A 15,186-nucleotide genomic window follows, 5' to 3' on the forward strand; every position below is an offset into this window, starting at 1 on the left:
ATGAGCACCAACTCCCGCCTGCGCACGTTCGGTTCGAAGACCGCCGGTCCCGGCCGGCCCGTGTACATCACCGGCGAGATCGGCATCAACCACAACGGTGAGCTCGAGAACGCCTTCAAGCTGATCGACGTGGCCGCCGAGGCCGGCTGCGACGCCGTCAAGTTCCAGAAGCGCACCCCGGAGATCTGCACCCCGCGCGACCAGTGGGACATCGAGCGCGACACCCCCTGGGGCCGCATGACCTACATCGACTACCGCCACCGCGTGGAGTTCGGTGAGGACGAGTACCGCCAGATCGACGAGCACTGCAAGGAGCGGGGCATCGACTGGTTCGCCTCCCCGTGGGACACCGAGGCCGTCGCCTTCCTGGAGAAGTTCGACGTCCCGGCCCACAAGGTCGCGTCCGCGTCCCTGACCGACGACGAGCTGCTGCGCTCCCTGCGCGCCACCGGCCGTACGGTCATCCTCTCCACCGGCATGTCCACCCCGAAGCAGATCCGCCACGCGGTCGAGGTCCTCGGCTCGGACAACATCCTGCTCTGCCACGCCACGTCGACGTACCCGGCGAAGGCCGAGGAGCTCAACCTCCGCGTGATCAACACGCTGGAGAAGGAGTACCCGAACGTCCCGATCGGCTACTCCGGCCACGAGACGGGCCTGCAGACCACCCTCGCCGCGGTCGCCCTCGGCGCCACCTTCGTCGAGCGCCACATCACCCTCGACCGCGCCATGTGGGGCTCCGACCAGGCCGCCTCCGTCGAGCCGCAGGGCCTCACCCGCCTCGTCCGCGACATCCGCACCATCGAGGCCTCCCTCGGCGACGGCGTCAAGAAGGTCTACGAGTCCGAGCTCGGCCCCATGAAGAAGCTGCGCCGCGTCACGGGTGTCGTCGCGGAGGCGGAGATCGCCGCGGCGGCGGGCGAGCCGGTCGCGGTCTGAGCGTCCTGAACTCCCTGAACGCCTTACGACGGGACGGTCATACGTCGATGAGCCCCCGCGCCGGTTCCGCCGGCCCCCGCACCCTCGCCTTCGTCGAGAGCCCGGTCCAGCTCCTGAACGTGCTGGAGTGGGCGCATGCGAACGCGCTCCAGGAGCCCGGCGCGGGGCTCACCCTCGTCGTACTGTCCCCCACCGACCCGATGACACGCGGCCAGCTGCGCCGGATGGCGGAACTGGCCCGCGACGAGGGCTACGAGGTCCGCTGGGAGGAAGCACGCGGCGGCGCCACCGCCCCCTTCCACACGATCGGCGGCCTGGCGGGCTCCTTGCGCCGCGCCGACCGCATCGTCATGGGAGACCCCTTCTCCCGCTACGTACAACTGCTGCTGACGATCACCCGTGCCCGCGACCTGGTCGTCGTGGACGACGGCACGGCCACCATGGAGTTCGTCGCCCAGCTCGCCCGCGGTGAGCGCCTGGTGCGCTGGCACCGGCGCGGCGGCCGTCCCGGCGCGCGCGACGTGCTCTTCGCCCCGGTCTCGGCCTCGGCCCGCCGCCGCCTCACCCCGACCGCCCGCCGCTCGGTCGAGGTCTTCTCGTCCATGCCGATCGACTCGGCACCGGACGGCGTCCGCATCACCGTCAACGACTTCTCCTGGACCCGCGCCCGCTTCGGCCCGCCCCGCATCACCAAGGGCGCGGACCTGGTCGGCACGTCCCTGGTGGAGACGGGCGTGGTCGACCCGGACCGCTATCTGGAGGCGGTCCGCGCCCTCGCCAAGGCGCACGGCGCGACCCGCTACTTCGCCCACCGCCGCGAGAGCGCCGGCAAACTCCGCCGCCTGGCCGCCGAAACGGGCCTCGAGATCGTCCGCCCCGACCTGCCCCTCGAACTGATCGCCCGCAGAGGCCCCATCGGCCGAACGATCCTGAGCTTCCCGTCGACGGTCGTCCACACCCTCCCGCTGGCGCTGGTCGGCACCGAGGTCCGCGTCGCCGTCTGCGACATCGACCCGACCTGGCTGACGCAGCACGCGTCGCCGAGGGCTCAGGGCTTCCTGTCGGGCGTGACCGGCACGGCCCGGGACGTACACCGGCTGTCGGCGGTGAGCACCGCCTGACCCCCGTACGGCGGTATGCCCGGCCCGCCCCGCGCGGGAGGGCTGCTCACCGTCCGTGTCGAACGGCAGCGTGGCGGTGACGCTTCCGGAATCCGGACGGGGGTGATCTGTGCGACCGTGGAGACGGAGCACGGGAATGGGCTCGGGCACATCGAGCGTTCTCCGGTGGGATCCGCGGGCGACCCCCGGCGGAGCCCCGCGGATCGGTTCAAGGCGGATCGGTTCAAGATCCAATCGCCCGGAAAGCCGGGCGAGTTTACCCATCCCCGTCGATACCTATGCGCCGCGCGGCCAGATTTTCTTCCCCTAACGGGCTGAACTTTTGTTGATCGTGGGTTAGTTGGCCGCCCGATCGCCCTACCCTTCAGAGGGTGAACCAACTGATGTCCCGAGAGTCCGAGGCCGACCTCCCCGGGGAAGCGGTGCTCCCCGGCGCGCTGCCCGAGGCACTGCGCGCCGAACTCGTAGCGTTCCGGCGCGACTTGCACATGCACCCGGAGCTCGGAAACCAGGAGTTCCGCACCACGGCGGCCCTCAAGGCGCGTCTGGAGCAGGCGGGCCTGAAGCCGCGCGTGCTCGACACCGGGACCGGGCTCATGTGTGACATCGGTGAGTGGGACGGCGACCGCCCCATGCTCGCCCTGCGCGCCGACATCGACGCGCTGCCCATCCCGGACACCAAGACCGACTGCGCCTACCGGTCGACCGTGCCCGACCGCGCCCACGCCTGCGGCCACGACATCCACACGACCGTCGTGCTCGGCGCCGGGCTCGTCCTCGCCGAGCTGCACCGCGAGGGGCTGCTGGCCCGCCCTGTACGGCTGATCTTCCAGCCCGCGGAGGAGGTGCTGCCCGGCGGCGCCCCGGACGCGATCGAGTCGGGCGTGCTCGACGGCGTGGGGCGGATCATCGGCGTGCACTGCGACCCGAAGGTGGACGCGGGGCGCATCGGCCTGCGGCACGGCGCCATCACCTCGGCGTGCGACCGGCTCGAAGTCTCCCTCGACGGCGCGGGCGGACACACCGCGCGCCCCCACCTCACCACCGACCTCGTCACCGCCGCCGCCCGCGTCGTCACCGACGTCCCGGCCCTGGTCGCCCGGCGGGTGGACGCCCGCAGCGGGCTCGCGGTCACCTGGGGGCGCATCGAGTCCGGGCACGCCTGCAATGTGATCCCGCAGCACGCCGAGCTCTCCGGGACCGTCCGCTGCCTGGACCTCGACGCCTGGCGGCATGCGCCCGACCTCGTGCACGCGGCCATCGACGAGATCGCGAACCTGTACCGGGCGAAGTCCGAGATCAACTACATCCGTGGCGTGCCGCCGGTCGTCAACGACCCGGTCGTCACGGAGCTCCTCCGCGACGCCATGGCCGCCCGGCGCGGGGCGCACTCCATCGAGGACACCGAACAGAGCCTGGGCGGCGAGGACTTCTCCTGGTACCTGGAGCACGTGCCCGGCGCGATGGCCCGCCTCGGGGTGCGTACGCCGGGCGACCGCACCACCCGTGACCTGCACCGGGGTGACTTCGACGCGGACGAGTCGGCCATCACGGTCGGGGTGGAGCTGTTCACGGCGGCGGCTCTGCTGGACCCGGCGCTCTAGTGGGGCGGGGGGCTCGGGGGGCTTGGGGCGGTGGCCGGGGCACCCCGGTCGGACTGCTCCGGTTGGTGGCTTATTTGATGCCCCGATCGGTACTACTTCGTCCACCTGCGTCACTCGGCCGTAACCGGTGGCGGGTAAACGTAACCCGGTGGCGGCACGGTTCGATAACGGCCGCGAGAAACCCCGTTCCCCTCCTCGTCTACGCGCGTTACTGTGCGCCGAAATCGCTGCGGTGACGGCGAACTGGGGATGCGGACCGGTGACGGTGCCGTGGGGATGAAGGGTGCTTGTTGTGCGTCTGATATCTCGGAGGACGAAGTTCTCCCAAGTCGCGGTGACCGTAGCGGTCGTCGCGCTCGCCGCCGCCGGTTGCGGCACTAGCAAGGACAGCGGTAACACCGGGGGCTCCGACAAGTCCGGCAAGTACTCGGGCAAGGGCATCGGCCTCGCGTACGACATCGGCGGCAAGGGCGACCAGTCCTTCAACGACGCCGCGTATGCCGGCCTGCAGAAGGCCGAGAAGGAGTTCAAGATCGGCGGCCGTGACATCGAGCCGCAGGACGGCGAGTCGAACGCCGACAAGGTGCAGCGCCTGGAGCAGCTCGCCAAGGCGGGCTACAACCCGGTGATCGGTGTCGGCTTCGTCTACGCGCCGGCCGTCAAGGAGGTCGCGGCGAAGTACCCGAAGACCACCTTCGGCATCATCGACGACGAGCAGGACAAGGCCGCGAACGTCGCCGACATGGTCTTCCACGAGGAGCAGGCCTCCTACCTGGCGGGTGTGGCCGCGGCCAAGACCACCAAGAAGAACCACATCGGCTTCATCGGCGGCGTGGACATCCCGCTGATCCACAAGTTCGAGGCCGGCTTCGACCAGGGCGCCAAGTCGGTCAACCCGAAGATCAAGATCGAGTCGCAGTATCTGACCCAGACGGCCCAGGAGGGTGGCTTCTCCAGCCCCGACAAGGGCAAGGACGCCGCGGCGGGTCAGATCGAGGCGGGCGCCGACGTCCTCTACCACGCGGCCGGTCTCTCCGGTCAGGGCGTGATCTCCGAGGCTGCGGGCAAGAAGGTCTGGGCCATCGGTGTCGACTCCGACCAGTACTCGCAGAAGGCGCTGGCCGACTACAAGAACTACATCCTCGGCTCCGCGCTGAAGAATGTCGGCGGCGCGGTCTACGACCTGGTGAAGTCGGTGTACGAGGGCGCGCCCAAGACCGGCGTGGTCCGCGGCGGCCTCGACAACGGCGGTGTCGGTTTCGCCGACACCAACCCGAAGTACAAGGCCATGACGGACGTCGTCGCGGCGGTCGACAAGGCCAAGCAGGACATCATCGACGGCAAGGTCACCGTCAACACGAAGTGACTCCGTCAAGGTGAGCGGGGGTAGCTCGGCCGGGGTGCGTTGTGCGGCTCCGGCCGGGTTCGCCTGCCGCCGGTGGGTGGGTCGGGGGCGCGCCGGTACATCCGCCCGCATCCGGACGGATCAGCTGTAGGGCGGGAGGGCGCCGTCTTCTTTTGATCCGTCCGGATGCGGGCATTTGATGTACCGGCACGCCCCCTTCCGTGCGTGGGCGGCAATCTTTTAGCCCGTCGTGGGGGTCCCCCCGCTCGAGCGAAGCCGAGAGTGGGGGAGTTTGAGGACGAGGCCATTCGTGCCGATACGGGGGGTCTGGGGGCGGAGCCCCCGGGTACGGGTCGGGTAGGGGCGGCGGGGGCGAAAAACCTCCTGGCGCCGGACGCCCCGCGCGCCGCGTGAACCCCACATCCTTGCCTCCCGCAAGCCCCCTCTCACTTTCCGTACGCTGTCCCCCGTCTGCGGCCACAGCTCGGTAACGGACCGGACAGAAGGGGTTTTCCGTCTGGTCTACGCGCGTTACGCTGCGGCGGAACCAGCGCCTGGTTTGGGCGCTTGCACAAAGGAGTCTCGTTCCATGCGCCGGGTGTCCCGAATCACGGTTGCGGGCGTTGCGACCGCTACCCTCGCCGTTGCTCTCTCCGCCTGTGGCGGAACGTCCAGCGACGCTTCCAGCTCCAGCTCCAGCGGCAAGGGCAAGGGCCTCGCCCTCGCGTACGACGTCGGTGGCAAGGGCGACCAGTCCTTCAACGACGCGGCCACCTCCGGCATGGAGAAGGCCGACAAGGAGTTCGGCTACACCTCGACGGCCGTCGAGCCGCAGGACGGCGAGTCCGACGCCGACAAGGTGCAGCGCCTCGAGCAGCTCGCCAAGTCGGGCTACAACCCGGTGATCGGCGTCGGCTTCGCCTACGCCCCCGCCGTGAAGGAGGTCGCCGCGAAGTACCCGAAGGTGACCTTCGGCATCGTCGACGACGAGACCATCAAGGCCGACAACGTCGCCGACCTCGTCTTCCACGAGGAGCAGGCCTCCTACCTCGCCGGTGTCGCTGCCGCCAAGACCACGAAGACGAACACCGTCGGCTTCATCGGTGGCGTCGACGTCCCGCTGATCCACAAGTTCGAAGCGGGCTTCAAGCAGGGCGTCGCGGACACCAAGAAGGGCGTCAACGTCAAGTCGCAGTACCTGACCGAGACGGCCGCGGAGGGTGGCTTCTCCAGCCCGGACAAGGGCGAGAACGCGGCCTCGGGTCAGATCGACGCCGGCGCCGACGTGGTCTACGCCGCCGCGGGCCTGTCGGGCCAGGGCGCCATCAAGGCCGCCGCCGCGCACAAGATCTGGGCGATCGGTGTCGACTCCGACCAGTACAAGCAGGACGCGCTGGCGAAGTACAAGGACTACATCCTCACCTCGGCCATGAAGGACGTCTCCGGGGCGGTCTTCAACCTCGCCAAGTCGGTGCACGACGGCAAGCCCGAGACCGGCGTGGTCCGCGCCAGCCTCTCCACCGGCGGTGTCGGCCTGGCCGACTCCAACCCGGTGTTCAAGAACAACGCCGACCTGCAGGCCGCGCTGAAGAAGGCCGAGGCGGGCATCAAGGACGGCTCGATCACGGTCAAGACCTCCTGAACGCGACCATGACCCTGGCCAAGGTCAAGACGTCGTAACCAGACGTCGAAACCATGGCCAAGGCAGCGCTGTAATGGCAGCGTTACGGCCACGGAACGGGGTGTGGGGAGGATGACTTCCCGCGCCCCGTTCGCGCGGCAGAATGCTCGGCACAGATTCGGAGCAGATTGAGTCCGGTCCGTCCGAGCACTATTTAAAGCAGGGGCGCTACGCGCGTAGATAGGCCCCTTTTCCAAGGAGAGTGCGCCATCGACGCGTCCAGCAGCCCTCCGCTCACCGCGCAGTCGACTGCGGTCGAGCTGGCGGGGATCACCAAGCGTTTCCCCGGTGTGGTGGCCAACCACGACATCCACCTCAGTGTCCGGAAAGGCACGGTCCACGCCCTCGTCGGCGAGAACGGTGCCGGCAAGTCGACGCTGATGAAGATCCTCTACGGCATGCAGAAGCCGGACGAGGGCACGATCGCCGTCAACGGCGAGGAGGTCACCTTCTCGTCGCCCGCCGACGCCATCGTGCGCGGCATCGGCATGGTCCACCAGCACTTCATGCTCGCCGACAACCTCACGGTCCTGGAGAACGTCGTCCTGGGCAGCGAGAAGCTGTACGGCATCGGTGGCGGCGCCCGTAAGAAGATCAAGGAGATCTCCGACCGCTACGGGCTGAACGTGCGCCCGGACGTGCTGGTCGAGAACCTCGGAGTCGCCGAGCGCCAGCGCGTGGAGATCCTCAAGGTCCTCTACCGCGGCGCCCGCATCCTGATCCTGGACGAGCCCACCGCCGTACTCGTGCCGCAAGAAGTCGACGCACTCTTCGACAACCTGCGCGAGCTCAAGTCCGAGGGCCTCGCGGTCATCTTCATCTCGCACAAGCTGGGCGAGGTGCTGTCGGTCGCCGACGAGATCACGGTCATCCGGCGCGGTACGACGGTCGGCACGGCCGTTCCCGCCAAGACCACCCCCCGCCAGCTCGCCGAGATGATGGTCGGCAGCGAGCTGCCCACCCCGGAGACCGCCGAGTCCACCGTCACGGACAAGCCGGTCATCGAAGTCAAGGACCTCACGGCCTTCGCCAGCGGCGGCGCCTCCCTCGGCGAGGTCGGCGAGCCGACGGCCTCCGGTCTGCTCACGGAGGACACGGCCGAGACCGCCGCCGCGGTGCGGCGCGTCCTCGACGGCATCACCTTCACCATCCACGCGGGTGAGGTGATGGGCATCGCCGGCGTCGAGGGCAACGGCCAGACCGAGCTCATCGACGCGCTGATCGGCCTCAAGCACGCCGACTCCGGCTCCGTCTCCTTCCTCGGCGAGGACATCACCGGCTGGGCCACCCGCAAGCGCCGCGAGCAGGGCATCGGCTACATCCCCGAGGACCGCCACCGCCACGGCCTCCTCCTGGAAGCCCCGCTGTGGGAGAACCGCATCCTCGGCCACGTCACCGAGAAGCCCAACGCCAAGGGCGTCTGGCTCGACATCAAGGGCGCCCAGGAGGACACCCGCCGGATCGTCGAGGAGTACGACGTTCGCACGCCCGGCATCGACGTCACCGCCGCCTCGCTGTCCGGCGGCAACCAGCAGAAGCTGATCGTCGGCCGCGAGATGAGCCACAATCCGCGCTTCCTGATCGCCGCCCACCCCACCCGCGGTGTGGACGTCGGCGCGCAGGCCGCGATCTGGGACCAGATCCGCGAGGCGCGCCGTGAGGGCCTCGCCGTCCTGCTGATCTCCGCGGACCTGGACGAGCTGATCGGCCTGTCCGACACCCTGCGGGTGATCTACAACGGCAGGCTTGTGGCGGACGCCGACCCGGCGACCATCACCCCGGAGGAGCTCGGCTCGGCCATGACCGGCGCCGCCTCCGGACACCTGGAGCATGTAGAGGAAAGCGCCGCCCCGGAGGACGAGGCCCGATGAAGAAGTTCGACAAGGAGCGCGTGCTCCTCGCGGTGGCCGGCCCGGTCATCGCGCTCGTCGCGGCGATCGCCCTGACGTCGATCGTGCTGCTCGCCTCGGGCAAGAGCGCGTTCGAGCCGTACCGTCTGATGCTCGAGCAGGCCACGTACTCCGACGTCCAGGTGCTGATCGTCAACCAGGCGTCGATGTACTACCTGGCGGCGCTCGCGGTGGCCATCGGCTTCCGGATGAACCTGTTCAACATCGGCGTCGACGGCCAGTACCGCCTCGGCGCGATGATGACCGCGGTGGTCGGCGCGCACCTCGCGCTGCCGTCCTTCCTGCAGATCCCGGTGCTGATGATCGTCGCCATGCTCACCGGCGCCTTCTGGGCCGGTATCGCGGGCGTTCTGAAGACCACCCGGGGCGTCAGCGAGGTCGTCTCGACGATCATGCTCAACGCGATCGCCACCAGCCTCATCGGTTACCTCACCGCGGAGAACATCTGGGGCGTGCAGGTCGGTAACAACAACACGACCGGCGTCATGAAGGAATCCGGCTGGTTCCCCGGCATCAACCTCGGCGCGGACGTCGGCGAGCTCTACGGCATGGTCTTCATCGCGATCCTCGCGGGCGTCCTGTACTGGCTCGTCCTCAACCGCACCCGCTTCGGCTTCGACCTGCGCGCCACTGGCGCCTCCGAGACCGCCGCCGCGGCCTCCGGCGTCGACGCCAAGCGCATGGTGCTCACCGCGATGCTGATCTCCGGCGCGGTCGCGGGCTTCTCCGGCCTGCCGCTGCTCCTCGGCGACGCCCACACCTACAGCCTGAGCTTCCCGGCCGGCCTCGGCTTCACCGCCATCGGCATCGCACTGCTCGGCCGCAACAACCCGGGCGGCATCGCACTCGCGGCGCTCCTGTGGGCCTTCCTCGACAAGGCGTCCCCGGCGCTCGACTACGCCACCCCGGTGCCGTACGAGAAGGAGATCGCCACGATCATGCAGGGCCTGATCGTCTTCGCGGTTGTCATCTCCTACGAGGCCGTACGGCAGTGGGGTCTGCGCCGCCAGCAGCGTCAGGTCGGCGCCGAGCTGGCCGCGGCCGCGAACAACAACTCCCCGAAGGAGGTGGCTGCCCGATGAGCACCGCGACCGTCGCCAAGCCGCAGGCGCAGCAGCCCGGCAAGGGCAGCCGCCGTTTCTCGCTCCCGGTACTCCTGCTGATCATCGCGGGTGTGCTGATCCTGACGTCGATCGTCCGCCTGATCACCGGCGCGGACGGCATCACCTCGACCGGACAGATGTCCACGGCGCTGCGCCTCGCGGTGCCGATCGGCCTCGCGGGCCTCGGCGGTCTGTGGGCCGAGCGCGCGGGCGTCGTCAACATCGGCCTCGAGGGCATGATGATCCTCGGCACCTGGTTCGGCGCCTGGGCGGGCTATCAGTGGGGCCCGTGGACCGGTGTCGCCTTCGGCATCATCGGCGGCATGCTCGGCGGCATCCTGCACGCCATCGCCACGGTGACCTTCAACGTCAACCACATCGTCTCCGGTGTGGCCATCAACATCCTGGCCCTGGGCAGCACCCGCTACCTCTCCAAGTTCACCTTCGAGAACGCCGAGGGCGGCTCGTCCAAGCAGTCTCCGCCCATCGACTCGCTCGGCACCTTCGACGTTCCGGGGCTGTCCAGTTGGCTGGACACGCTCAACGCCAAGCACTGGTTCCTGATCTCGGACATCGCGGGCCTGCTCGGCGGTCTGGTCACCGACCTGTCGCCGCTGACGGTCATCGCGGTGGCGCTCGTACCGGCCACGTGGTGGGTGCTGTGGCGCACGGCCTTCGGCCTGCGCCTGCGCTCCTGCGGTGAGAACCCGGTGGCCGCCGAGTCCCTCGGTGTCAACGTCTACAAGTACAAGTACATCGCCGTGATCATCTCGGGCGGCTTCGCCGGCCTCGGCGGCGCCTTCCTGTCGATCGTCGCGTCCAACGTCTACCTCGACGGCCAGACCGCGGGCCGCGGCTACATCGGTCTCGCCGCGATGATCTTCGGCAACTGGATGCCGGGCGGCCTCGCGCTCGGCGCGGGCCTGTTCGGTTACACCGACAGCCTCAACCTGCGCGGCGGCGGCACGAACGTGCACGCGCTGATCCTGCTCCTCGCGATCCTGCTGGTCTTCGCCGTCGCCTACCTGCTGTGGAAGAAGCGGCCCGTTCCCGCGCTGATCACCGCCGCGGTCTCGGCGCTGATGTTCGTCTGGTACCTCGCCACCGACGAGGTCCCGCAGCAGTTCGTGAGCGCCACGCCGTACGTCGTGACCCTGCTCGTCCTCTCGCTGTCCGCGCAGCATCTGCGGATGCCCAAGGCGGACGGCATGCCGTACCGGAAGGGGCAGGGCAAGTGACCTCGGCCGACCAGGGTTCCGCGGCCGTCGACTGGGAGGCCCTGCGGGAGGTCGCGCGGGACGCCATGTCCCGTGCCTATGCCCCGTACTCGGGCTACCCGGTCGGCGCCGCGGCCCTCGTCGACGACGGCCGGATCATCTCCGGCTGCAATGTCGAGAACGCCTCGTACGGGCTCGGACTGTGCGCCGAGTGCGGTCTGGTCTCCCAGCTGCAGAACAGCGGGGGCGGCCGGCTGACGCACTTCACCTGCGTCGACGGACGGGGCGAGATCCTGGTGCCGTGCGGGCGCTGCCGCCAGCTGCTCTTCGAGTTCGGCGGGCCCGATCTGATCCTGGAGACCCCGGCCGGACTCATGCCGCTCTCCGAGATGCTGCCGCAGGCCTTCGGGCCGGAGCATCTCACCAAGTAACTCCGTGCGGCCCCTCCTGATCTACTGATCTCCGGGAGGGGCCGCTCATCTTTCGGAAGGAAAGCCATGGCCATGGACGCCGTCTCCGTCATCCGCACCAAGCGGGACCGCGGTGAGCTCAGCGATGCGCAGATCGACTGGGTCATCGACGCGTACACCCGCGGCGAGGTCGCCGACTACCAGATGGCCGCCCTCAACATGGCGATCCTGCTCAACGGCATGAACCGCCGCGAGATCGCCCGCTGGACCGCCGCGATGATCGCCTCGGGCGAGCGCATGGAGTTCTCGTCGCTGTCCCGCCCGACCGCCGACAAGCACTCCACGGGCGGTGTCGGCGACAAGATCACGCTCCCGCTGGCGCCGTTGGTGGCGGCCTGCGGCGCGGCGGTTCCGCAGCTGTCCGGGCGCGGTCTCGGCCACACCGGCGGCACCCTCGACAAGCTGGAGTCGATTCCCGGCTGGCGCGCGCTGCTGTCCAACGAGGAGATGCTGCACGTCCTCGACACCACGGGCGCGGTGATCTGCGCGGCCGGTGACGGTCTCGCCCCCGCCGACAAGAAGCTGTACGCCCTCCGGGACGTCACCGGCACCGTCGAGGCCATCCCGCTGATCGCCTCCTCGATCATGTCCAAGAAGATCGCCGAGGGCACCGGTTCGCTGGTCCTGGACGTGAAGGTCGGCACCGGCGCCTTCATGAAGACCATCGAGGACGCGCGGGAACTCGCCTCCACGATGGTCGGGCTGGGCACCGACCACGGAGTGAAGACGGTCGCGCTGCTGACCGACATGTCGACGCCGCTCGGCCTGACGGCGGGCAACGCCCTCGAGGTCCGCGAGTCCGTCGAGGTCCTCGCGGGCGGTGGCCCCTCGGACGTCGTCGACCTCACCATCGCCCTGGCGCGCGAGATGCTGGAGGCGGCGGGGGTGAAGGACGCGGACCCGGCGAAGGCCCTCGCCGACGGCTCCGCGATGGACGTCTGGCGCCGCATGATCGCCGCGCAGGGCGGCGACCCGGACGCCGCGCTGCCCACCGCGCGCGAACAGCACGTGGTGAACGCCCCGTCCTCCGGTGTCCTGACCCGCCTCGACGCGTACGACATCGGCATCGCAGCCTGGCGTCTGGGCGCCGGACGCGCCCGCAAGGAGGACCCGGTGCAGGCCGGCGCGGGCGTCGAGCTGCACGCCAAGCCGGGCGACACGGTGACGGCGGGCCAGCCCCTCCTCACCCTCCACACGGACACCCCGGAGCGCTTCGAGTACGCCCTTCAGGCGGTCGAGGGCTCGTACGACATCGGCGCCGCGGGTACGGACTTCAAGCCGGCCCCGATCGTGCTGGACCGGATCGCCTGATTCCGGGCGGCAGTCGAGAGGGACCGGTGCTTCGGCGCCGGTCCCTCTCTTGTGCGCGGCGTCAGCCGAGCACCGCCGCGATCACCACGAGGACCGGCACGGACACGATCGTCGACATGAGGATCGACTCCCGGGCCAGGGTCTCGCCGACCCGGTAGCGCGAGGCGTACGTGAACAGGTTCTGGGCGGCGGGCAGGGCCGAGGTGACCACCACGTCGAGCAGGGGTGCGCCGTGCAGCCCGAACACGCCGACGGCCAGCGCCCAGGCGGCCAGCGGCTGGCCCACGGACTTCAGCGTGACGGACAGCAGCACCGGATGCCGGTCCGAGCCGCGCCCCGGCAGGGTGCTGCCGCACAGCGAGATGCCGAACGCCAGCAGTACCGCGGGCACCGACATGCCCCCGATCAGCTTGAGCGGGTCGAGGATCGGCCCCGGCACGGTCAGACCGGTCGCCGACACCGCGACCCCGGCCAGCGAGCCGACGGCGATGGGATTGCGCAGCGGCGTGATCAGCCGCTGCCACAGTGGACGCTTCTCGCCAGTCGTGGACAGGTCGAGGACGGTCAGGGCGATGGGTGTGACCATGATCTGCTGGAACAGCAGCACGGGCGCCACCAGCGAGGCGTCGCCGAGCACATACACGGCGATCGGGATGCCCAGGTTGCCCGAGTTGACGTAACTGGAACACAGCGCGCCGATCGTCGTCCGTCCCACGCCCCAGCCGCGTACGACACCCACCGCGACGAAGATTCCGGCCGCCGCGGCCGTGCTCATCGCGGTGACCAGGAGCCGGCTGGAGAAGATCACCGACAGGTCGGCCTGCGCGAGCGTCGTGAACAGCAGCGCGGGCGACGCCACATGGAAGGCGAGCTTCGTCAGCACCTCCCGCCCGTTGTCCCCGAGATAGCCGCGCCGCCCGATGACGTAACCGACCCCGATGACGACGGCGATGACGGCGAAGCCGGTCAGCACCCCCTGCACGGCGCCTCCTTGTCCTTGGCGGGGATGAAGCCGTCAGGTATCGCGGGAGGTGCTGATTCGTGGGGCATACACCCAACCCAACCGGGAAGGCCGGGTGCAGGTCAATGTGATCTTGTACGGACTCCGGCCGCGCCCCCGATGAGTTCCGTGCCCCCGACCGGTCTACTGACTGTGGACGCCACGACACCCGCCGTACTCGTACTGCCCGGACCCGTCACCCGTGACGAGGTGCCGCGGCTCTGCGACGACGTGCGGGCGCAGCTGGAGACGACCGGGGCCGGGTTCGTCGTCTGCGATGTCGCGGGGCTGGGGCCGCCCGGTCTCGCCGCCGTCGACGTACTGGCGAGACTGGAGCTGGCGGCGCGGAGGGCCGGAGGCCGGATACGCCTGCGGAACCCGGACCCGGCCTTGCGTGCCCTACTCGACCTGGTCGGCCTTCGCTTCGAGTCGGAGGGGCAGCCCGAAGAGCGGGAACCAGCGGGCGGTGTCCAGGAAGCAGTGGAACCCGGTGATCCGGCCCTTTGAGATCTCCAGCACCTGCACCGCCCAGGGCGTGTAGCCACCCGCTTCCGGATCCGGCTTGTACTGGGCGAACCCGGGCAGGCCATTGACTTCGACCGGCACCAGACGCGAGTTCTCGCAGGCGGCGCCCATCGTCGTCATGAAGCCGGTGATGTCGTCCGTGCCGCGCAGCCACAGGTCGAACGGCGGCATCGTCATGATCGCGTCCTCGTGGAGCAGCGCCGTCAGCGCCGTCATGTCATACCCCTCGAAGGCGGCGACATAGCGCTCCAGGAGCTTCTGCTGCTCCTCGTCGAGCGGGTCGGAGGTGGCGGCCTCCGCGCCGGCGCCGTCACTTTCGGCGAGGGTCGCGCGGGCCCGCTGGAGCGCGCTGTTGACCGAGGCGACCGTGGTGCCGAGCAGCTCGGCGACCTCGCTCGCCTTCCACGCGAGGACCTCGCGCAGGATGAGCACGGCCCGCTGCTTGGGCGGCAGCTGCTGCAGGGCGGCCATGAAGGCGAGGCGCACCGACTCCTTCGCCACCGCTGCCTCGGCCGGGTCGCTGACCGTCGGCAGCACGCGGGCGTCGGGCACCGGCTCCAGCCACGTGTTGTCCGGGCGCGGAGTGAGCGCCGCCTGGGCCAGCGGCGAGGGAGCGGTGAGATCCATGGGCCGGGCCCTTCGATTGCCCGCGTTCAGCATGTCCAGGCACACGTTCGTCGCGATCCGGTAGAGCCAGGACCGCATCGAGGAGCGGCCCTCGAACTTGTCGTAGCTGCGCCAGGCGCGCACCATCGTGTCCTGCACCGCGTCCTCGGCCTCGAAGGACGAGCCGAGCATCCGGTAGCAGTACCCGGTCAGCTCGACCCGGTGCTTTTCCAGTTGGACGTCCAGGTCTGTCGTCGTCGCCGAACCGTCGCTCATAGCCAACCCACCCCTGTGGCTCTTTCCGTCGCACCATTGCGCCAGCACTTCGGAAGCTACCGCAGCCCACTGACAATG

Annotated in this window: 13 protein-coding genes; 11 read left to right on the forward strand and 2 right to left on the reverse strand. The window is 69.6% G+C overall.

Annotation, left to right across the window (positions count from 1 at the left end; translation table 11 throughout):
* From ACZ4WS_RS05845 to ACZ4WS_RS05890, 10 genes are all read left to right on the forward strand, one after another.
* Positions 1-939: an N-acetylneuraminate synthase family protein gene (locus ACZ4WS_RS05845; protein WP_467977528.1), complete on the forward strand. Its 939-nt coding sequence runs from the start codon at positions 1-3 to the stop codon at positions 937-939.
* Positions 940-986: 47 nt separating this feature from the next.
* Positions 987-2,060 (forward strand): hypothetical protein, encoded by a 1,074-nt coding sequence (locus ACZ4WS_RS05850; protein ID WP_467977529.1) that lies wholly within the window; start codon positions 987-989, stop codon positions 2,058-2,060.
* 383 nt (positions 2,061-2,443) lie between these two features.
* Entirely contained in the window at positions 2,444-3,664 is a 1,221-nt protein-coding gene (locus ACZ4WS_RS05855; RefSeq protein WP_467978313.1) for an amidohydrolase, read from the forward strand.
* A 334-nt stretch (positions 3,665-3,998) separates the two neighbouring features.
* Complete coding sequence (locus ACZ4WS_RS05860; protein ID WP_467977531.1) at positions 3,999-5,030, forward strand: BMP family lipoprotein; 1,032 nt, start codon at positions 3,999-4,001, stop codon at positions 5,028-5,030.
* 568 nt (positions 5,031-5,598) lie between these two features.
* On the forward strand, positions 5,599-6,651 hold the full coding sequence (locus ACZ4WS_RS05865; RefSeq protein ID WP_467977533.1) for a BMP family lipoprotein: 1,053 nt from the start codon (positions 5,599-5,601) through the stop codon (positions 6,649-6,651).
* A 248-nt stretch (positions 6,652-6,899) separates the two neighbouring features.
* Positions 6,900-8,561, forward strand: a complete 1,662-nt coding sequence (locus ACZ4WS_RS05870; protein WP_467978315.1) for an ABC transporter ATP-binding protein — start codon at positions 6,900-6,902, stop codon at positions 8,559-8,561.
* Positions 8,558-9,682 (forward strand): ABC transporter permease, encoded by a 1,125-nt coding sequence (locus tag ACZ4WS_RS05875; RefSeq protein WP_467977535.1) that lies wholly within the window; start codon positions 8,558-8,560, stop codon positions 9,680-9,682. The genes ACZ4WS_RS05870 and ACZ4WS_RS05875 overlap by 4 nt, the downstream gene beginning before the upstream one ends.
* Positions 9,679-10,941: an ABC transporter permease gene (locus ACZ4WS_RS05880; RefSeq protein ID WP_467977537.1), complete on the forward strand. Its 1,263-nt coding sequence runs from the start codon at positions 9,679-9,681 to the stop codon at positions 10,939-10,941. Before ACZ4WS_RS05875 ends, ACZ4WS_RS05880 begins: the two co-directional genes overlap by 4 nt.
* Entirely contained in the window at positions 10,938-11,351 is a 414-nt protein-coding gene (locus ACZ4WS_RS05885; RefSeq protein WP_467977539.1) for a cytidine deaminase, read from the forward strand. The genes ACZ4WS_RS05880 and ACZ4WS_RS05885 overlap by 4 nt, the downstream gene beginning before the upstream one ends.
* 66 nt (positions 11,352-11,417) lie before the next feature.
* The gene (locus tag ACZ4WS_RS05890; protein ID WP_467977541.1) at positions 11,418-12,701 is read left to right on the forward strand and encodes a thymidine phosphorylase; all 1,284 of its coding nucleotides are present in this window, start codon (positions 11,418-11,420) and stop codon (positions 12,699-12,701) included.
* Positions 12,702-12,762: 61 nt separating this feature from the next.
* On the opposite strand, the gene ACZ4WS_RS05895 is transcribed toward ACZ4WS_RS05890, so the two are convergent.
* Positions 12,763-13,683 carry an AEC family transporter gene (locus tag ACZ4WS_RS05895; RefSeq protein WP_467977542.1) on the reverse strand — a complete coding sequence of 307 codons (921 nt, stop codon included), beginning with the start codon at positions 13,681-13,683 and terminating at the stop codon, positions 12,763-12,765.
* A 138-nt stretch (positions 13,684-13,821) separates the two neighbouring features.
* Between ACZ4WS_RS05895 and ACZ4WS_RS05900 the strand changes: the two genes are divergently transcribed.
* On the forward strand, positions 13,822-14,208 hold the full coding sequence (locus ACZ4WS_RS05900; protein WP_467977544.1) for an STAS domain-containing protein: 387 nt from the start codon (positions 13,822-13,824) through the stop codon (positions 14,206-14,208).
* Here the strand turns inward: ACZ4WS_RS05900 and ACZ4WS_RS05905 are convergent.
* Positions 14,101-15,108, reverse strand: coding sequence for a sigma-70 family RNA polymerase sigma factor (locus ACZ4WS_RS05905; RefSeq protein ID WP_467977545.1), 1,008 nt, complete (start codon positions 15,106-15,108; stop codon positions 14,101-14,103). The two genes, ACZ4WS_RS05900 and ACZ4WS_RS05905, sit on opposite strands and share 108 nt — an antisense overlap.
* Between the last annotated feature and the right edge of the window lie 78 nt (positions 15,109-15,186).

The sequence above is a fragment of the Streptomyces sp. NPDC029292 genome (genome assembly GCF_055569295.1).